The 20,820-nt window shown below is 42.5% G+C and carries 17 protein-coding genes and 1 other RNA gene; 6 read left to right on the forward strand and 12 right to left on the reverse strand.

Translation table 11 applies throughout. The annotated features are described in order from the left end of the window. Position 1 precedes the first annotated feature (1 nt). The 8 genes from AEQ18_RS04735 to AEQ18_RS04770 form a co-directional block, all read right to left on the reverse strand. Positions 2–1,522: an ABC transporter permease gene (locus tag AEQ18_RS04735; RefSeq protein WP_082348599.1), complete on the reverse strand. Its 1,521-nt coding sequence runs from the start codon at positions 1,520–1,522 to the stop codon at positions 2–4. Positions 1,523–1,779: 257 nt separating this feature from the next. Continuing rightward, a complete protein-coding gene (gene dtd / locus AEQ18_RS04740; protein ID WP_054115214.1) occupies positions 1,780–2,226 on the reverse strand; it encodes a D-aminoacyl-tRNA deacylase in 447 nt (148 codons plus the stop codon). A gap of 7 nt (positions 2,227–2,233) precedes the next feature. After that, positions 2,234–4,444: a RelA/SpoT family protein gene (locus AEQ18_RS04745; protein ID WP_054115215.1), complete on the reverse strand. Its 2,211-nt coding sequence runs from the start codon at positions 4,442–4,444 to the stop codon at positions 2,234–2,236. Positions 4,445–4,624: 180 nt separating this feature from the next. Next, complete coding sequence (locus AEQ18_RS04750) at positions 4,625–5,269, reverse strand: hypothetical protein (protein WP_054115216.1); 645 nt, start codon at positions 5,267–5,269, stop codon at positions 4,625–4,627. Positions 5,270–5,273: 4 nt separating this feature from the next. Further along, entirely contained in the window at positions 5,274–6,029 is a 756-nt protein-coding gene (locus AEQ18_RS04755; protein WP_054115217.1) for a 16S rRNA (uracil(1498)-N(3))-methyltransferase, read from the reverse strand. A 1-nt stretch (position 6,030) separates the two neighbouring features. Continuing rightward, a complete protein-coding gene (gene prmA / locus AEQ18_RS04760) occupies positions 6,031–6,978 on the reverse strand; it encodes a 50S ribosomal protein L11 methyltransferase (protein WP_054115218.1) in 948 nt (315 codons plus the stop codon). A gap of 11 nt (positions 6,979–6,989) precedes the next feature. Further along, positions 6,990–7,478, reverse strand: coding sequence for a DUF3013 family protein (locus AEQ18_RS04765; RefSeq protein ID WP_054115219.1), 489 nt, complete (start codon positions 7,476–7,478; stop codon positions 6,990–6,992). A 17-nt stretch (positions 7,479–7,495) separates the two neighbouring features. Continuing rightward, the gene (locus AEQ18_RS04770) at positions 7,496–8,116 is read right to left on the reverse strand and encodes a DNA-3-methyladenine glycosylase (protein ID WP_054115220.1); all 621 of its coding nucleotides are present in this window, start codon (positions 8,114–8,116) and stop codon (positions 7,496–7,498) included. A 185-nt stretch (positions 8,117–8,301) separates the two neighbouring features. Here AEQ18_RS04770 and AEQ18_RS04775 point away from each other — a divergent pair, with 185 nt between their 5' ends. From AEQ18_RS04775 to AEQ18_RS04785, 4 genes are all read left to right on the forward strand, one after another. Then, positions 8,302–9,576, forward strand: a complete 1,275-nt coding sequence (locus AEQ18_RS04775; RefSeq protein WP_054115221.1) for a replication-associated recombination protein A — start codon at positions 8,302–8,304, stop codon at positions 9,574–9,576. Between the two features lie 104 nt (positions 9,577–9,680). Beyond that, positions 9,681–9,875, forward strand: a non-coding RNA gene (gene ssrS / locus AEQ18_RS15355) — 6S RNA. A 154-nt stretch (positions 9,876–10,029) separates the two neighbouring features. Continuing rightward, positions 10,030–10,317, forward strand: a complete 288-nt coding sequence (locus AEQ18_RS04780; RefSeq protein WP_235505485.1) for a hypothetical protein — start codon at positions 10,030–10,032, stop codon at positions 10,315–10,317. A gap of 61 nt (positions 10,318–10,378) precedes the next feature. Beyond that, entirely contained in the window at positions 10,379–10,855 is a 477-nt protein-coding gene (locus tag AEQ18_RS04785; protein WP_054115222.1) for a universal stress protein, read from the forward strand. A gap of 246 nt (positions 10,856–11,101) precedes the next feature. On the opposite strand, the gene AEQ18_RS04790 is transcribed toward AEQ18_RS04785, so the two are convergent. Together AEQ18_RS04790 and AEQ18_RS04795 are read right to left on the reverse strand one after the other, a co-directional pair. Further along, entirely contained in the window at positions 11,102–12,682 is a 1,581-nt protein-coding gene (locus AEQ18_RS04790; RefSeq protein WP_054115223.1) for a hypothetical protein, read from the reverse strand. After that, positions 12,679–13,437, reverse strand: coding sequence for an ABC transporter ATP-binding protein (locus AEQ18_RS04795; protein ID WP_054115224.1), 759 nt, complete (start codon positions 13,435–13,437; stop codon positions 12,679–12,681). Before AEQ18_RS04795 ends, AEQ18_RS04790 begins: the two co-directional genes overlap by 4 nt. Before the next feature lie 270 nt (positions 13,438–13,707). Here AEQ18_RS04795 and AEQ18_RS04800 point away from each other — a divergent pair, with 270 nt between their 5' ends. Both AEQ18_RS04800 and abc-f read left to right on the forward strand, forming a co-directional pair. Next, the gene (locus AEQ18_RS04800) at positions 13,708–15,708 is read left to right on the forward strand and encodes a KUP/HAK/KT family potassium transporter (RefSeq protein WP_054115225.1); all 2,001 of its coding nucleotides are present in this window, start codon (positions 13,708–13,710) and stop codon (positions 15,706–15,708) included. Positions 15,709–16,125: 417 nt separating this feature from the next. Next, a complete protein-coding gene (gene abc-f, locus AEQ18_RS04805) occupies positions 16,126–17,706 on the forward strand; it encodes a ribosomal protection-like ABC-F family protein (RefSeq protein ID WP_054115226.1) in 1,581 nt (526 codons plus the stop codon). Positions 17,707–17,792: 86 nt separating this feature from the next. On the opposite strand, the gene AEQ18_RS04810 is transcribed toward abc-f, so the two are convergent. Together AEQ18_RS04810 and AEQ18_RS04815 are read right to left on the reverse strand one after the other, a co-directional pair. Beyond that, on the reverse strand, positions 17,793–19,253 hold the full coding sequence (locus AEQ18_RS04810) for a peptide MFS transporter (RefSeq protein WP_054115227.1): 1,461 nt from the start codon (positions 19,251–19,253) through the stop codon (positions 17,793–17,795). Between the two features lie 365 nt (positions 19,254–19,618). Further along, complete coding sequence (locus tag AEQ18_RS04815) at positions 19,619–20,803, reverse strand: acetate/propionate family kinase (protein ID WP_054115228.1); 1,185 nt, start codon at positions 20,801–20,803, stop codon at positions 19,619–19,621. Between the last annotated feature and the right edge of the window lie 17 nt (positions 20,804–20,820).

Below are 20,820 nucleotides of genomic sequence, written 5' to 3' on the forward strand. Positions count from 1 at the left end.
CCTACATCATGATTTTCTTCGGATTTAAGCGCAAGATATAAAGCAATGGCAAGACTGCTGATAACAAGACTGTCCCTAGCCCCAGCAATAAGTAGGTGATGATATACCCAACAGAGAAATTGACCTGATAGGCATCCTTCACATCATTCAAATTGAGATCGACAGACATCAAACTACCGTAATAAACCATCCCATTGTCCACTTGCGGCGACATAAAGTCACTTTGCATCAAGGTATTAGATACTGCGCCGCCTAAAAGATTCCCGGTCACTAACGATACCAATAGCGCCGTCGCACTAACCAGCAATACTTCGATCACGATTTGACCGATCACCTTTCCTCGGCTCTCCCCTAGAGAAAGATAGATGCCCAACTCTTGCTTGCGATCCCGCAAGAACAGCAACACAACCAACGAGATGATGAACATGGCCGCAATCGATGCGATGATGACGATGTAGTTGGCGATCACACCCAAACGATTAAAGCCGCCGGCAATCTCGTCATATTGATCCGTATTGGTAACGACCTTATAATAATCAGGCAGCAAGGCATCTGCTTCTTGCCTAAAGGCATCCACATCATCAATAGAATTTAAGACAAACATTGGGGTATAGTATTGCTGATCATCCCCATCTTCACTTGATTCTCCCCATAGTTTTTCCATTTGGACCTTGTTAAATTCTTTCACAAAATTATTACTTGCGTAAAAGGTATTGATCTGATCCATCAGCATCCACGCTTGGTTGCTTTGTTGTGCACTATCTGATTGATCTGATTGGCTACTGTCATCTTTTTTAACGACAGAGAATATACCCGCGATCGTCACCGGATAGTCGAAAGTCACGACGGTACTGCCATTATCCTCTGTTTCCTCATCAGATTCGGCTTCTGAACTATCCATATACACTTCGCTGCGAATATCCCAGACGAGTTGATCTCCAACGGACAAATTATTGGCTTCTGCTACTTCTTTACTGACTAAAACAGCATTGGTTGACTCATTGATGTCTTTATCAGTAAAGCCTTCTCCTTCAACCAGCTTGATCAAACCTTCACGCATATCCAATGGTTCGGTCAGGTTGCCACCTTTTAGTGAGAAATAGTTGCCGCCCATGCCCATTGAACCGTCTTCTGGCGTATATACTTTTAATTTATTCGTTTCAAAACCACTCGTATTGGAATAGTCATAATACTTGATATAACTCAATTCTCCTATCTGTTCATAGACATCTACACTAGGAGTCTTTGGATAAAAATCTTCACTATATCTTTCTTCGTCTGGCATATCCGCCGTTTCTTTTTCAAAACGTTCATATTCCATTTCGACCGTCGCCACATTGCCCATTTTCTTTTTTGTTTCTCTTTCAACATTGGCTGTTGATTGCTGGATTGCTACTGCGCCTGCAATGACATTTCCCAATACAAACACAACCAAAAATAAAATAAATGATTTCCCTTTCCTGCGAGTGATGCTTTTTAATGCGCGCTGCCAAAAATTCATTGTCATTTCCTCCAGTGACATTATTTTTTAACAATTATTCCATACTTCGCCAGTAAGAACAATCTGAATAAATGGAGGTTATTTGTACTATTTTTTTAAGATAACAGAACAAACATTGTAATCACCATCTAAAAAGCGACTTAATCTGCGTTATATAACATTAGAGGATGAATGGATTTTTCTAACAGTTTTGTAAGATAGCGTTTCAATCGTTGGTATCCTGGTTTTTCACCAAAAAAAGTACCTACTCGTTTTGAACGAATAGGTACTTTGTCGTATTATTTTTCTTTGGTATCGATGATGATCGTTACAGGTCCGTCATTGATCAGGGAAACTTGCATGTCGGCGCCAAATCGACCCGTTGCTACAGTTACACCTGACTCTCTCAGACCTTGATTGAAGGCCTCGTACAAAGGAATTGCAAGCGCAGGAGGGGCAGCTTTGATAAAACTGGGGCGATTGCCTTTTTTCGTATCACCATACAATGTAAATTGGGAAACACTCAAAATTGCACCGTTGATTGCAGCCAGGGAACGATTCATCTTGCCTGCCTCATCTTCAAAAACGCGCAACTGCGTGATTTTGCGAATCAGATAATCCACATCCTCCTGTTGATCGTCATGGGTAATGCCCAATAATACCATCAATCCTTGCTCGATCTCACCAACAACGATTCCTTCGATGGCCACACTGGCTTGACGAACCCGCTGAATGACTGCTTTCATCTTGCCATCATCCTTTCGTTCGTCTCACACTGTAGACATCGGGAATTTGTTTGATTTTATCCACGATCGATCGCAGATGGGTCAAGTTTTGGATCGAGACAGTGATGCGGATCGTAGCCATTTTGTCTTTGTTGGTCTTCGCTTCTACGCTGACCAAACGCTTACTAACGGTATTGACCGTTTGCAAGACATCATTGAGCAGACCGGATCGGTCATAGCCATAGATCTCAAGATCGGCATTGTATTCCTTGTTGTTATCTGAAGCATCTTCCCATTCGACGTCGATCAATCGATTGGCTGCCTCTTTGTTTTGGACATTCGGACAATCGCTGCGGTGAATGGAGATCCCCCGGCCTTTCGTGATATAGCCGACAATCTCATCTCCCGGAACTGGATTACAACAACGAGAAATCCGGATCAACAAATTGTCGACACCTTCGATAACGATCCCGCCTTCATGACGAACCTTCATTTTCTCCGGTTCTTTTTTGGCTGGCTGATTGATCATATCTTGCACTTGTTGTTTTTGTTTTTCGATTTGTCTTTCTCGTCGTTCTTCTTCCGTCAGCCGGTTGGCTAATGTTGTCGGACTGACTTCACCAAAGCCAACCGAGGCAAACAAGTCGTCTTCAGTATGGTAATTGAATCGCTCGCAGGCTTCCGCCATCTTGGCTTTTGATAAAAATTCTTTTGGCACAAAGCCCATATCTTGCAAGGTACGAACGACTGCTTCATGGCCTTTGATGATGTTTTCTTCACGATCTTGGTCTTTGAAGAAACGCTTGATTTTATTTTTGGCTTTACTTGTTGCCACCAATTTGATCCAATCTTTACTTGGACCAAAAGAGTTCGGCGAGGTCAAAATTTCGATGATGTCGCCATTTTTCAGTTTGTAGTCAAGTTGAACCATTTTGCCATTGATTTTGGCACCGGTGGTTTTGTTGCCGATATCGGTATGGATACTATAGGCAAAGTCTAACGGACTTGAGCCTTGCGGCAGTTCTGTGACATCGCCTTTTGGTGTAAAAACGTAGACTTTGTCACTGAAAATATCTCCTTTGACCCCTTCCATGAATTCAGATGCATCATACGATTCGTCCTGCAAATCCAAAATTTCTTGGAACCAGCCGACTTGCTGGGTCATTTTATCCGGTTTGACTTTCTCAGTCTTGCCTTCTTTATAGGCCCAATGGGCAGCTACCCCAAATTCAGCAATTTCATGCATTTCATGGGTCCGGATTTGGATCTCTACTGGATTGCCTTTAGGGCCAATCACCGTTGTATGCAAAGATTGATACATATTGGCTTTAGGCATCGCGATGTAGTCTTTGAAGCGTCCCGGCATCGGTTTCCACTTGGTATGGATCGTCCCTAAGACGGCATAACAATCTTTGATTGAATCCACCACGACCCGGATCGCCAGCAAATCATAGATCTCATTGAATTGTTTCTTTTGGTCTTTCATTTTGCGGTAAATCGAATAAATATGTTTTGGGCGGCCATAGATTTCTGCAAATATATCAAGTTCTTCTGTTGCCACCCGGATCTCTTCTACGGTTTCTGACACATATGCTTCTCGTTCTTCCCGCTTGGTTTGCATCAAATGAACGATTCGGTAGTACTGTTGCGGATTGAGGTAGCGCAATGAAATATCTTCCAGTTCCCATTTGATACGGCTGATCCCTAAGCGGTGTGCCAGCGGCGCATATATTTCCATGGTTTCTTGGGCGATTCGACGCTGCTTGTCTTCTCGCAAATGTTTCAACGTACGCATATTATGTAAACGGTCTGCTAATTTGACCATAATGACCCGTAGATCTTGCGCCATAGCAATCAACATTTTTCGGTGATTTTCTGCCAGTTGTTCTTCATGAGATTTATATTTGATTTTGCCTAATTTCGTGACGCCGTCTACCAGCATGGCCACATCGGCACCAAAATTTTCTTTTAAATCAGCTAATGTGATGTCAGTGTCTTCAACGACATCGTGCAAAAAACCCGTCGCGATCGTATGGGGATCCATTTGCAATTCAGCAAGAATACCCGCAACTTGGATTGGATGGATGATATATGGTTCGCCAGATTTGCGAAATTGTTCTTTATGGGCCTCTGTCGCATAATCTAACGCTTTTTGGACAAATGCCACATGCTCATCACTCATATAGTACGATACTAACTTAATCACGTTTGGGCCGGTCAAAATGACTTCTTTCGCCATGATTGTCGCCTCCTTCTTCTTGTCTTCAAAAATTAGACAGCAGTCCCGCATAAGAGGTTGCCGAAGCAAACTCTTTCAAGCATGGACTCCTGTCTAAACCACTCTTACTCATAATCACTGACATTATACAAATTTTTTCATTATTTTTCAATCACTGGTGCTCGCTAGTCAACGTCACACTTATGCGAAGAACGCATCATAGGCAGTGAATGGAATGCTGACTTTTGATGCCCCTGCTGCGGCCAACTGATCATACGCTGCCCCATCAATAGCTTCTGGATTACTTTGGATCATCAGTTGATCACCGCCGTCTAAAGCAAAAAGTGTCACATCATGGATCGCATCCGCTAGCGGGGTTTCTTGCCCTAACACAACACTAGGCCAGTTTTGGGCTTTCAGCTGTTGGGCTACTTGGATTTTGGTCAATTCATTCATGCTTTCCGTTTGTAAAGCCAAACGGATCTCGCCGCCGGTCAACGTCAATGAGCGGATCGTTTCGATCAGTTCTTCAAAGCCGCGGCTATTATGCAGCAACAAAGATGCCGAGAGCCATACTTCAAGAAAGTCTGCGCCATCCATAAATGCACGGCCAATCTCAAACGCCACTTTTGCCGTCGTTCCTTGTGCCAACGGATAGTCGATGACTCCGCCAATCTGTATATCAGAGGTTTGGGCCAACTGTTTGGCACGACGGATCGTTGCTGGAAGAACGACGATTTCTTTGACCGTCGTCTGTTGGCAATCCATCAATACATCTTTTAAATACCAATCTGTCAAATCAGCGGCTAATAAACGAACACTGACATTTCTTTGCTGTGCTTGCATTCTCTCACTTCCTTGTCAATTCCAATTGTACACTGACAGCACTTAAAAAATATAAAGGCGCTGTTTCTGTGCGCAAGATCCTGGGACCCAGCCCGCATACTACGCCGTGATGACTTTCAGCCATTTGGATTTCCTCAGGGGTCAAACCACCTTCTGGACCAAAAATCGCCAATAGTTTACTACCGGGTTTCACATCCGCCAATAGTTGTAACAGCATAGCTGTTTCGCCTTGCTTGGCTGACTCTTCGTACGCCACCACGATGTAATCATATGCTGAAAGTTGCGCCCAGAACAGCGTTTCGCTGCTAAGCAGCGTTACAGAAGGTGCTACTTGCCGTTGCGATTGCTCTGCGGCCTCTTGGGCGATTTTGTACAGCCGTTGTTGTTTTTTTTGCAGTTTCTTATCATCCCACTTGACGACAGATGTTTGGGCTGGGAAACCAATAAAAGCAGCGGCGCCAAGTTCAGTGCCTTTTTGAACGATCAACTCTAGTTTGTCACCCTTGGGATATCCGCTGGCGATGGTCACGTGGATGGGCAATTCCTTGTTTTGCTGTTCTTTTTCGATTTCTGTCAGATAGACAGCTGTTTCATCGATACGACTGATAGCGGCAATGATGGCCAATTGGTCACTAAATACCAACCCTACTTGACTGCCGCTCGTCATGCGCATGACGCGGATCATATGATGAAATGGTTCACCGCTTAGCACATACTCTGCCTGTGTTTGATACGGCTGATCTATAAAATATCGTTGCATATCATTCTTCCTCAGCTTTTTTGAATGCGATCGCTACCCAGTCTTTTTGGGTAAATACTTGATCGATCTCAAATCCTTGGGCTTGCATCGCCTCGACAACAAGTTGCTTTTTGGCTTCAATGATCCCCGAAACGATCAACGTGCCTTCTGGTTTCAATAAACGCCACGCATCTGGAATCATCAACAAAATAATATCGGCTAAGATATTGGCGACAATAATATCCGCTGCTTCTTCTACACCCGTTAATAAATTATTGGCTTGCACATGTACATCATGGGCAATCGGATTCAACTGCATGTTTTCTACTGCCGAACGGACAGCCACTTCATCTAAATCATAGGCATACACAGTTTGTGCCCCTAAATGTTTACTGGCAATACTTAAAACACCTGAGCCAGTTCCAACATCTAATACCGTTTCTCCGCCGCGCACATAGACTTCCAATGCTTGCAATGTCAAGCGGGTCGTTGGGTGTGTACCTGTCCCAAAGGCCATGCCGGGATCTAACGTAATGATTTTTTCATCTGCTTGCTTGGCTTGGTATTTTTCCCAACTTGGGACGATCGTCAAATAGCGGGAGATCCGCACAGGGTGATAATATTTTTTCCAAGCGGTCGCCCAAGCCTCTTCAACCACTTCATTGGTAGAGATCTCGTTTTTACCTACCGCTAAGCCATACTCAGGCAAACGATCAATGGCGCCTTTAATGATCGGCAGTACTTCCGGTAAAAAAATCGTTTCTGGAAAATAGGCTGTGACTTGGGCACCTTCAGCCAAAGTCGTATAGGTTTCTTTGTCTAATATTTCCCCGTAGGCATCACTTTTGAAGTTTTCAACATCTAACACATCTTCGATCGCTACACCGCTGGCTCCTTGTTCCATCAAAATATTGGCTACAGCTTCAACTGATTCACTCGCGGTGGCAACAGTTACTTCATTCCATTTCATGATTCCGCTCCTTAATAACTTGGATAAGGGATCATTGTATCCCCATCTTTTGTTTGGTATTTTGCGACTTTTTTAAGCCATGCTTGTTCGTCAAATCTCAACTCGAATACAGCATCTTCCGCATCGTCATTTAGGAAATCCAACAAGTCGCTTTCTCCTTCACTCAATATCTCTTTCATATAATCGACCAAACCATCCAATACCGCTTTTCGCGATCCTTTTTTCCCTTCGTAAGGAATCACTGCCAAAAAGTCCGCTTCATTGAAACTAGATTTCTGCGGATCATATAATAAGATGCCATCTTCAAATTCAATGATGTCTTCTTCAGAGGCCACACCATCAGCATCATCGATTTTTTGGTGGGCTGGATTTTCTGCAAATAAACGCAGTACAAGTTCAATCGTATGATTCTTGGCATCCCAGTCGATAGCCACATCATATTCCGTGATCTGTTTGGTCAAACGTTGGTCTAAATACGTCAAAATCGTTTCTTTCGCCATGTTTTTTTCCTTCTTTCTTATAACCAGCCATGATCCGGTTGGATCGCTGATTTTCTGATATTTGTCACATAAGGATTGCCCGCTGCGATAAAACGCAAGGGCTTGTCCGTCCATTCTCCTTTGTTGGGAATGCCAATTCGCGGTAAGGCCATGATCGTTCTTGGCAGCCTTTTCTTTTGCGGCTCTAAATGGAGTGGACTGGTGATGATCGATGCACCATATAGTTCTGGCCCAATGTTCATCGCCTGGACTAGTTTTCCTGGTCCATTGGTCAATGCGGGTCCTTTTGTCTGACGATTGTTGTGCATCTCTTCAATACCTTCCACTGGTTCTAACCCGCGAATCATGATGCCGTGAGGTGTGCCTTCAGGCTGGGTAATGATGTTGACGATCCTTTGGGTATGCATCGTATATAAGTAGATGGTCCCTGCTTGTTGATACATCGCACGCACCCTTGGGGTTTGCCGCATACCGACACTGTGGGCTGCTAAATCTTCTGGCCCCAGATAAGCCTCACAATCGACGATGTACCCGCCCAAACGGCCAGCTGTCGTTTCATGGACCAGATACATACCAATCAACGCACGGGCAATCTTTGTTGTGTCTTCTTGATTCAATAAAGCCATCAAGTCATCCATGGTCATCACTCCGTTACCCTATTTTACACAATTACAAGACAAGTTACTATCATTGGAACCAAATCCGCTGAAATGCGCGTAAAAACCGTTTTGCAGCAGGTATTCGATCAAAAAACGACAGCACGCTGCGCACCGGCGGTTTTTGATTCTATGCTATACTAATAAGAAAGGAGAGGATCGTTTTTATGCAACAACCATTAGCCTACCGCATGCGTCCCAGAAATCTAGATGAAGTCGTTGGCCAGCAGCATTTGGTTGGTCCCGGAAAAATCATTCGTCGAATGGTTGAAGCCAAAATGCTGTCTTCGATGATTCTCTACGGACCTCCTGGAACCGGAAAAACGAGTATCGCCAGCGCAATCGCTGGATCGACCCGTTACGCGTTCCGCATGTTGAATGCCGCAACAGACACGAAAAAGGATCTACAGATTGTCGCTGAAGAAGCCCGCATGAGCGGGACAGTGATTTTGTTACTAGATGAAGTCCACCGTTTGGATAAGACCAAGCAAGACTTTTTGCTGCCTCATTTGGAAAGCGGCAAAATCATTTTGATTGGCGCAACAACCGAGAACCCTTATATCACCATCAACCCAGCCATTCGGAGCCGAACCCAAATCTTCGAAGTCAAGCCATTGCAAGAAGAGGATATCTTGCTGGCGATCGATCAAGCATTGGCTGATAGCGAACGGGGGTTAGGTGATGAAGCCATTACGCTAAGCGAAGAAGCCAGACTGCATCTTTCTCGAGCCACAAATGGTGATCTGCGCAGTGCCTTGAATGGATTAGAACTCGCTGCCCGCTCCACACCCAAATCTGAAGATGGTGTGATCCACCTTTCTCTTTCCGTGATCGAAGAATGTGTCCAACGCAAAGCACTGACCCATGATAAAGATGGCGATGCCCATTATGATGTCATCTCTGCTTTTCAAAAATCGATACGCGGCAGTGATGTCGATGGTGCGCTGCATTACTTGGGGCGTTTAGTTGAAGCGGGTGATTTGGCTATAATTTGCCGCCGACTGATGGTGATTGGCTATGAAGATATTGGCCTGGCCAATCCAGCAGCCGCCGCACGCACTGTGAATGCTGTTTTGGCAGCAGAGCGCCTAGGCTTACCTGAAGCACGGATTCCATTAGCAAATACCGTCGTCGATCTTTGTTTATCCCCCAAATCCAATAGTGCTTATATGGCATTGGATGCCGCCATCGCGGATATTCGTAATGGCAAGGCTGGCGATGTCCCTGATCATTTACGTGATAGTCATTATAAAGGCGCAGAAAAACTAAACCGTGGTGTCGGTTATCAATATCCGCATAATTTTGATGATGCCTGGGTCAACCAGCAGTATTTACCAGATAAATTAAAAGGCACCCATTATTACGAGCCGAAAGCCACAGGCAAGTATGAACAAGCCCTTGGACAACGCTATCAACAGTTGAATAACCGAAAAAAACATTGATATCACAGCATCTCCCACTATTCACACCAATCATTTTTATTTTTTGGTATCGTTTTCAGTCAACTTTATTGCACCTTTTATATTCCTGTGCTACTATAAGGGTGGGAATTCTGTGATGTACGAGTTATCCCTTTTGTGTGTTGACCGAACATTTTTATTGATATCTTGGGATCTGTCTTGTGTCAATGCTGGTAACATGCCTTTTCTTTTGGTAGTTCGAAGCTTAGACCGTGGAACCCACCTGCTAGAATTTGCGGGATCAATACTACGGGAAAAAGAACGGCATCTACGGATATTACCCATTCTTTTATAGAATGTGCCACCTGTTATTTGACAGGTGGCTTTTTTGTCTGTTGACTGCTGTTTCTTTCTTCGGCAGATTAGCGGTTCTTTGCTATTCCGCCGGGACTTCGTTATACTAATTATATCTTTGATTACAGGAGAGAATTGTATATGATGATCATCTTTTTATTCACACTCGTGGCACTTGTCTTATTTGCTACTAGTTACTTGCTTTATGCGAAACAAGCCATTTTTTTCACGATGATTCCTAAAACGGCGAACAACCAAGCATTTCTTAAACTCTATAGCGTCGTCCATCTGATACTAGGACTGTTGGCGATCCTCGTAGCGGTGATCGATCTGAAACTAATTGCTTTATTTTACTTGGCACTATTGCTGATTTCATCTGCAGCTTTTAGTATCATGCTTGCCCATAAAATGAAAAAAAGCGGGGATTAGGTTTTCTTTTTCGGTCAAAAAGGACTACAATAAAAGAAAAGATCAGATGGGAGTGTTTCATATGTTACAACAATATCAACGAATCATGGTCGCTGTCGACGGATCGAGTGAATCGGAGCTTGCTTTTAAGAAAGCGGTCAATGTAGCGCAACGAAACGAGTCTGAATTGATTTTGGCACATGTGATCGATACCCGTGCCTTTCAAACGGTTTCTTCTTTTGACGGCATGCTGGCTGAACAAGCAACTGAAATGGCAAAACAAACTTTGGCAGACTATGAAGCGTATGCCCACAAACACGATGTTGCTTCAGTTAAGACCGTCATCGAATATGGTTCACCAAAACCAATCATCGCCAAACAACTGCCTGAAGACCATCATATCGACTTGATCATGATCGGTGCTACCGGATTGAATGCTGTAGAGCGTATTTTTATTGGCTCCGTGTCTGAATACGTGATCCGTCATGCAGGATGCGACGTGTTGGTGGTCCGTACAGATTTGCACAATCAATTGCCAACAGAAGATACCAAAAAATAAGCTTACATGCGCCTGTCTGATTTCAGATAGGCTTTTTTTGTGCAAAAAAAAGCCTGAATGGTAAAAACCATTCAGGATGACAAGTCGGTTATCCTAACTTGTACAGCAAAAAATGAAAGCAAAGTAATAGGTATCTCTATCTAAACATGTTTTGGCGTTAATGTAAATAGTTTATTCTGAATTTTCTGAATAGATATTCATTTCTCATTCGTTGACATGCCATTGTAATGAAAAGAAACGCCGATTTTAAGAAAATCGACGCCAAAATTTAAGGTGGATCTGCAAGTATACAATCAAAGTGATTACGAGCAACGCGATACATACAGGCAAATTCAAGAGCCAAAAATCAACTATCGTAGCTGCAAAAGCATAAGCGCCTATCACGATAGCTGCTAAGAAGATTGTCCCCATCGTCACTAAAGCCAATCCGACACTGCCAGCCCCTCGCGCAAACAATTGACTAATATTGGTCCACTGCAGTAAGAGCAACCGATAATCGCGGGCAAAGTAGTGGCTGCTGATCAGGATCGTACTCCATATTGCACCTAATACAAAGGCACAGCCCAAGACAAATGGCGCCTGTAATAGGAACATGGCCACGACTGCGACCACGACAGCTAACATAATTTGTATCAACAGACCAAAATGAAATTTTGCTTTGAGGTATGTTTTCATCGATAAAGGCAAAGAACGGACAAACAAAAAGTTCTCCTGATCTAAAGAAATCAGATTGCTGACAAAAGACGTTGGATTGACCATTAAAGCTGCCAAGGCTCCCCCTGCCACGAACATTACCCCCAAAAAACGTTCATCCAATTGATCTAAGCGAAAGACACCTGTGAAGACAAAAGACAATAGAAAAACAATAGGCATCAATAAAGAAGACGAAAACACCTGCATAATCAGATTCGGATCTCGAATCAGTTGCGAATTGTAATTGAAGAGCAATTGGCTCAAACTCCGTCCTTTTTTATGCTTCCGTGTTAGATTGCCTTGATTCGGCGCTGCAGCTGCTACTTGTTCAAAAAATTTAGGTAAGATCAGCCAGTAAAGTGCCCCAACCAACAAAACTGCTAGCCCAATGATTCCGACAAAGCTCAATACACCTGATAGGTGAAAAGGCGCAGTCATGGCATAGTAAAAAGGCAGCAAGAATACGATCGCCCCTCGATCTAAGATCTCTGTGTCGTAGGAAGTGACTTGATTCATCATCAAAACCCCAGCCATGACCACGATCATCGTCACAACTAAAAGCAATGTCGTCACCAGTTTTTTATGTTTGAGAAAGAACTTGGTTCGTGTTAATCCGAATACGATCAAACTGCAGATACTAAATAAAATCACCAACACGAAAAGAAACAACAATATCGATACACCGATCGTCACCACAAAAAATAAAGACGCACGCACACCAGTCAATAGGAATAGCACCATCATTGGAAAGACGAAAGGTGCTACCGTCAAAAATACCACTGAAATCTTAGCAGCGAAAATCTCAGTTTGCCTGAAGGGTAAAGGCAAATAAGCCATGAGATCTTGACTTTCAAAAAAAACATTGTAAATAGCGGAGATCCCTTGCGAGAATCCTAAAATACCGAAGAGGGCCACATAATAAGTAAAGAAACCAGGCATTTGGCTGAAATCCATCGTAAACATGGCCACCCCATAGATAAGGATAAAGGTTAATCCCGATAAGCCATATTGCCAAAGGAGATAGCGGGTCAGTTTTCCACCAGTCTTCCCTTTTTTACGGGCTTTATCTGTCATTTGCGGATTCGCATACAGTAAATTGATTCTCGTCAACATCAAGAGCTGCTGTTTTCTCATAGGACCGCATCTCCACTATCCACTGTTTGGCTCTCCGGACTACGACCCGTCATTTGCAGATAAATGGTTTCTAGAGAAGTGTCTGGATTGTCAGCCAGCAATGTTGAAACCGATCCGTTATAGAGCAATTCACCTTTTTTTAGGATGGCCAATTGGTCGCACAACTGCTGTGCAGTATCCAAGACATGGGTAGAAAAAATAACGGTTTTTCCCTTTTCAGCATGCTGTTTCATCATCTGCTTCAAATCGTATGCGGCTTGGGGATCCAGGCCTTGCAACGGCTCATCCAAGATCCAAATATCCGGGTCTGGAATCAGTGCACCAATCAGTAAGGTTTTTTGCCGCATACCATGAGAAAAACTAGCAATCGTTTCCTCTGCGTGGGTCAACATATCAAACAATTGCCCCAACTCCTGCAATCGTTGTTCTTTCTTTTCTTGCGGCACTTCATATGCTGCGGCAATCAAGTCCCAGTATTCCGCTGCGGTCAATTGCAAAAATAGATCCGGCGAGTCAGGGACGTAGGCAATTTGTTGTTTGATGGCTTCTCGATGACTAGATAAGGCTTGACCATCGACAAAAATTTCACCGCTAGTCGGCTGTAAAATACTAACCATACTTTTGATCGTCGTTGACTTCCCCGCCCCATTGTGACCCAAAAAGCCGAAAATCTCTCCTTGACGGATCGTTAAAGACAGATCCTTCAACGCCAATGTGGTCCCATACTTTTTAACAAGATGTTTGATTTCAATCATCGCTTACCCTCCTTTTACTCTTTGAATGTTATTTTACGTTATCGAAAAAGGAAAGAAAAATGTTTATTGCGATTTTTTATTCTTTTGGTTGACAAGAAATCAAAAAACAATGATAATAAGGGAACTTTAGGGGAGTAGCACATGGACATTTCCATGATCTTAGATCAACAGCAAGCGGGAATCCGCTGGTTTAAGATGTTTCTTGCAAGACCTAAGTGGCAAAGGGCCGCTTAGGTCTTTTTGCATGAAAAAATTGGAGGGAATAAACACATGCGCGCAACAAATCAAATGAAAAAAATAACTGCCGGGGGATTGCTGGTAGCCATGGGGGTCGTTTATGGAGATATTGGAACCAGTCCGCTTTATGTGATGAAAGCCTTAGTGGAAGATAATGGAGGATTGTCTTCACTGACGCCTGACTTCATCTTAGGCAGTGTGTCTTTGGTCTTTTGGACATTGAATTTATTGACTACAGTCAAATACGTCCTCATTGCGTTGAATGCAGACAACCATGGTGAAGGTGGTATTTTTTCACTTTTTACTTTGGTCCGCAAGCATAGCCGTTACTTGATCATTCCAGCAATCATTGGTGGTGCGGCATTATTGGCAGACGGTGTACTGACACCTGCTGTGACTGTGACGACAGCGATCGAAGGGTTACGAGGAATCCCTCTATTCTACGACCGTTTTGGCAATGATCAATCCATTATTGTCGGGATCACATTAGCGATTTTACTGGTCTTGTTCGCTTTGCAACGTTTTGGTACCGAATTTGTCGGGAAGGCTTTTGGCCCAATCATGTTTGGCTGGTTCACCTTCTTAGGTGTGGTGGGTGTCTTCAACTTTGCCGGAGACCTTTCAGTGATCAGAGCCCTTGACCCTAGATATGCCCTGAACTTGCTATTTAGCCCAGACAATGCTTCAGGATTATTCATCTTAGGCAATATCTTTTTGGCAACAACAGGTGCCGAAGCGTTGTATTCTGACCTAGGGCATGTCGGCAAAAAAAACATTTATGCCAGTTGGCCTTATATCAAAATCTGCTTGATGCTGAATTATTTTGGTCAAGCAGCATGGCTTTTGCAAGTGTATCAAGAGCCAAACTATCAATCGATTGACCATATAAATCCATTTTTTGAAGCACTGCCGGCAGGCTGGACCGTTTTTGGTGTAGGATTTGCAACGATTGCCGCAGTCATCGCTTCTCAAGCGTTGTTGTCAGGTTCATTCACGTTAGTTTCTGAAGCAATCAAATTAAAACTTTTGCCGCGGATGCAGATTATTTACCCTGGCGCTTCAATTGGGCAAATGTATATCCCAGCCCTCAATACCTTATTGTGGATTGCTTGTTCTGGCGTGGTTCTGCTTTTTCAAACCTCAACGAAAATGGAAGCTGCCTATGGATTGTCCATTACGGTCACGATGCTGATGACCACGATCTTACTCTATTTTTATTTGCACCAAAACAAAAAAACACGCCTATTGGCTCCTTTCATCACCCTCTTTTTTGCGGCGATCGAAAGTGTATTCTTTATTTCAAGTGCCACGAAGTTTTTACATGGCGGCTATGTCGCAGTCATTATGGCCAGTGTGATCATCATGATTATGCTGATTTGGGAATGGGGCAATCAAATTCAAGAACATGTTGCTGAAGAAGTCTCTTTATCTGCCTATATTCCTCAATTGGAACAATTAAAAAATGATGATTCCTTGCCGTTGTCACAAACCAATGTGGTCTTCATGGTCCCTAATTTGACGGATGATCACATCGGTCAACAGTTTATCTATTCAATTTTAGACAAACGGCCAAAGCGGGCGAAAGTCTATTGGTTTGTCAATGTCGAAGTCACAGATGAGCCTTATACGAAATCATATGAAGTCTCTATGGCCGAGACCGACTTTATCGTCAAATTAAAACTGTACCTAGGTTTTCGGGTACCGCAGGAAGTCAATGTGTACATTCGCCAAATCATTCAAGAACTGATGAAAGATGGTCGCTTGCCCGAGCAGCCGCAGCGTTACTCTTTGACCCCTGGACGCAATGTGGGGGATTTCCAATTCGTCTTGATTGAAGAAGAATTATCTAATGCCACTGCTTTGTCAAAATGGAAAAAACAAATTATGCAAATGAAACTCTTTATCAAACGCCATACGATCTCACCAGAACGTTGGTTTGGCCTAGAGTATAGTGATGTGGTCCACGAAACGGTCCCATTGGTGATTGGTCAGCCAAAAGAAAGTCATTTATCAGAAATGAACGATCATTTCTAGACACGATTTGTCAGTATACCTTGTAAAAATGACCGAAGTCAGATACACTTAAAGAATCAATCAAAGGAGGAAAACACCAAGATGTGCATGCCTAAAATAACGATCACTGCAAACTATCAACGCCATCATATCGCTTTTAGCCATGCAATTGGTTTTACATTTGTGTATTAAGGGTGGAGTCTACCCAAAATATGTACATTTTGTCAAAATCAATGACCATCTCAAGGTGTTTTTCTGACGGACAGTCACGAATAGATAACGCATGACTGCGATAGAAGGCATTGAGTAGGACATATCTAAGAATAGTTGCTTTTAACGTTTGATCCTTATATGAGTAGATCAGCGTACATTCTTAGTCACTTGTCCACTATTTCCTGCTATCGCAGTCTTTTTTGAATGGTCTTAAGGAGAGAAACAATGATTATTCAAGCACATGAAGTATATAAAAAAATCGCTACACATCCCCTTTTTGAAGGCGTTTCCTGTCAAGTGAATCCTTCAGAAAGAATTGGATTGGTTGGAATCAACGGATCTGGGAAATCTACACTCCTCCATCTTTTGGCTGGACAAGAATCTTTAGATGGCGGAACAATCAGTTGTAAAAAAGGATTGAAGGTGGGGCTGGTTGAACAAGATCTCGTTCAAACTAAGACCACTGTAGAAAATTATTTATTGGCTTCAGCCCTCACGTTACAGGAACTGAAGCAACAACTACATTTTTACGAAGCACAAATGACAGATCCATCAGTAAACCTAGATAAATGCTTAGCTCAATATGGCATCATTCAGCAAACTTTTGAAGAACAAGGCGGCTATATTTTAGAAGATCGCCTTGCTATAATTCTGAAAGGGTTGGGCTTATATGACAAACAGCACACACCGCTTGAGAAGCTTAGTGGTGGCGAACAGATGAAAGTTGCATTAGCTAAAACACTGTTGACCGAGAATGACTTGCTGCTATTAGACGAACCTACCAATCACTTAGATATCACGAGTATTCGCTGGCTAGAACAATTCATCCTTTCAGGAAATCAATCCGTGATTGTAGTATCCCATGATCGTGCATTCCTTGATCGAGTCACATCGATTACTTGGGAACTAGAAGACGGTTCATTACAAACCTTTACAGGGAATTATAGTCGTTACCGCACATTGAAGATTGCTCAAGAACAAGCACTACAAAAAGATTATGCGATTCAACAAAAAGAAATCAAACGTCTGAAAGCCATCATCAAACGCTATCGTCAATGGGGTACTGAAGGAGACAACGAGTCCTTTTTCAAAAAAGCAAAGGAAATCGAGAAACGACTGGAAAAACTAACCTTGGTCAAACCTCCTGTTGTGATCAAAAAAAGACTAAAAGCTATTACTGAAAGTAATCTATCAGGCAAAGAAGTTTTCTTAGTCAAAGACCTCGAGCACTGCATTGGTGATCGACGTCTATTTGGTCCAAACGATTTCAATATATACCGTGGGGAGCGTGTGGCCATACTCGGTGAAAATGGCTCTGGAAAATCGACCTTGTTAAAATTACTGATTGGTGAGGTCATACCTACCCAGGGAATAGTCAAACAAGGCAGTAATCTGCACATTGGCTACCTACCACAGCAGTTATCTTTTCCAAATCTCAATGAGCGTTTATTAGCGTATACCATCGCTTTGACTGGTCATGAAGAAACAGCGCGACGACTCTTAGCTCAAAGCGGTTTTTTCCAAAGTGATGTAGCAAAAAGAATCGCCAATTTATCTGGTGGCGAAAAGATTCGCTTATACTTAATGGCCTTGTTTTTGAAGAAAATCAATGTATTGATATTAGATGAACCTACCAATCATCTAGACATTTACGCGCGAGAGGAAATTGAAGAAATGATCCGCAATTTTGACGGTACACTGATCGCCGTCAGCCATGATCGATATTTTCTTGCACGTCATTTCGATACAGCACTCATCATCAATCACCAACAAGTACAAAGGACCTCTGATTTACATTTGATTTGATGAAATAGATATTGCAAAAAAACCTCAAGCTGTCAATCAACCGATCAAAGGTCGATTGCCAAGCTTGAGGTTTATTTAGTCTTTAATCAATGGATATTGCCAATCAATTTGCGAATTGGTTTTCTTGCCATGAATAAAATGATCCCAACGACCACTGCGATCCCACCGACGATACCATAATAAGCACCTTCTGTTTGCGGGGTATAGAAGCGGGCGATTTGGGCATTGATCGCTTGGGATGAAGCATCTGCCAATAACCAAATAGCTAAGGTTTGTGCTTCAAAAGCTTTTGGTGCCAATTTGGTTGTCACTGACAAGCCCACAGGTGATAAACACATTTCTCCAGCAATCATGATCAGGAAGCTGAATACTAACCACAATGGACTTACCCGTTGATCTACACCAAACATCATGCTTGGGAACATCAACAAGACAAATGACAAGCCAGCCAAAATCAAGCCAATGGCAAATTTAACTTCAGTTCGTGGTTGGCGATCCCCCAATTTGGTCCATAACCAAACAAAAACCGGGGTCAATAAGACAACAAACAATGGATTCAAGGTTTGATATAAACTAGCTGGAATCGTGATTCCGAATAAAGATGCTTGTGTCCGATCAGCAGCAAACAACGCCAAGATCGAAGAGCCTTGTTCTTCTAGCGACCAAAACACAATAGCAGACAAGAACAATGGAATATAGGCCAATACTTTTTTCTTCTCATCGGCTGTCACATCTTTTGAACGCAACATTTTAGTGAAATAGTAGATCGGTAAAAAGATACCTAAAATACTGATACAGTTGATAAAGAAGTCAACGGATAAATAGCCAGCAGCTGCTGCGCCGCCAAAGATTGCCGCCAAGACTACTAAAACAATGACGATGTTTCGGAAGAATGTTTTCTTCTCAGAAGCTGTCAAAGGATTGGTTGGTGCTGTTGCGACTGATTTCAAGGTTGTTTTTCCTTGGACATAGTATTGCACCAATCCGATGAACATCCCGATTGCTGCCACAGAAAATCCTAGATGATAGTTTACATTTTGACCTAAGATCCCTACGATGATCGGTGCCAATAAGCCCCCAATGTTGATACCCATGTAGAAAATAGAAAATCCAGCATCACGACGAACATCATCTTTGCTGTATAAGTGCCCCACCATACCAGAAACATTTGATTTTAACAATCCGGTACCGATAACGATCAACATCATCGATACAAACAAGGCTGGGATCCCTAATGGTGTGGCCAAAACGATATGACCAAACATGATCAATATCCCGCCATAGAAGACAGATTTATTTGATCCAAGCAAACGGTCAGAAACCCATCCACCGACGATACTAGACATATACACTAATGAGCCATAAATAGACATGATTGCAACAGCTGTCCCTTTTGGCAAACCTAATCCGCCATTGGTCACTGCATCGTACATAAAGTAAACCAGAATGGCACGCATTCCGTAGTAGCTGAATCGTTCCCACATTTCAGTGAAAAACAGTGTCGAAAGCCCTCGCGGCTGACCTAAAAAAGTTTTTTCTTTCTCCATAATTCCTGGCTCCTTAAATAAAGTAATGAAAATTGAATAGCTGAATTTTTCTGAAAATTCATACACGCTAGTTTATGCTCATTTCACTTGCTTTACAAGGTTAAAATGGTGAGAAGACATGCCAGATTTTCATCTTACCACCGCATGAAAATGAAATATTTATTAGAGAAAAAAATAGAGAAGCACTTACATGTTTATTTTAACGCCTATATAATTATTAAAAAAATCAACAAAACATTAAAATGGTCTTAACCAATTTTTATCAGTTGATCAAATTGTCTTTTTCTTTACGATAAGAAAACCAAAAAAGCCGCTCTACTAGAGAAACGATCTTCTCAGCAGAGCGGCTTGTTCGTTTATTGGAATTATCCCCGTAGACTTTCTACATCGCGGGCAATCATTAATTCTTCATCTGTTGGAATCAATAATACTTTCACTTTAGAATCCTCTGTGGAGATCACAAGTTCTTCGCCGCGTTTGGCATTTTGCGCTTCATCTAATGCACAACCGAACCATGTCATACCTTTGATGACTTCACTGCGGACATGGGCATCATTTTCACCAATTCCTGCCGTAAAGACGATTGCATCAACGCCATTCATGGTTGTCACATAGCCGCCAATATACTTACGGATACGGTCAGTGAACACGTCATAAGCAACTTTGACTTCATCTTTGTCGTAGTTTGCTTCTAGATCACGCATATCGCTTGAGATCCCTGTTAAACCTAATAAACCGGATTTCTTGTTCAATACATCTACCATTTGATCGATGTTCAAGTCAAGTTTTTCCATTAAATAAGGCAATACGGCAGGATCGATATCACCTGAACGAGTCCCCATCGTTACACCTGCTAATGGTGTAAAGCCCATTGATGTATCAACTGATTTACCACCATCGACTGCTGTGATCGATGCGCCATTGCCTAAATGACATGTAATGATTTTCAGTTCTTCGATTGGTTTGCCTAACATCTCTGCCGCACGTTCTGACACATAGCGATGACTGGTGCCATGGAAACCATATTTACGAACTTTGTAGTCATTGTAAAATTCGATTGGCAGGCTATATAAATAATTGTGTTTTGGCATTGTCGCATGGAAAGAGGTATCAAATACTGCCACACTGATGATTTCTGGCAAGATTTTTTTGAAGGCCGTGATTCCCATGAGGTTTGCTGGGTTGTGTAATGGTGCAAATTCAGCCAAATCTTGGATACGTGTCATCACTTCATCTGTAATGATCACTGATTCTGGGAAGTCTTCTCCCCCGTGAACGACACGATGACCCACACCTGTGATTTCATCATACGCACCTAAAATCGATAATTCGATCAATTGATCCAATAGCATTTTTACTGCTACTTCGTGATCATTGATATCGATGATTTGTTCGAATTTTTGATCTTCACCATATTTGATCGTGAAAATTGAATCTTTCAAACCGATTCTTTCTACGATTCCTTTGGCAATTACTGTTTCCTCTGGCATTTGATATAATTGCCATTTTAAACTTGAACTTCCAGCATTGATAGCGATTGTTTTTGACATGATGATCTCCTTATCCG

This window comes from Enterococcus sp. RIT-PI-f, from assembly GCF_001297065.1.
Classification (GTDB): domain Bacteria; phylum Bacillota; class Bacilli; order Lactobacillales; family Enterococcaceae; genus Enterococcus_D.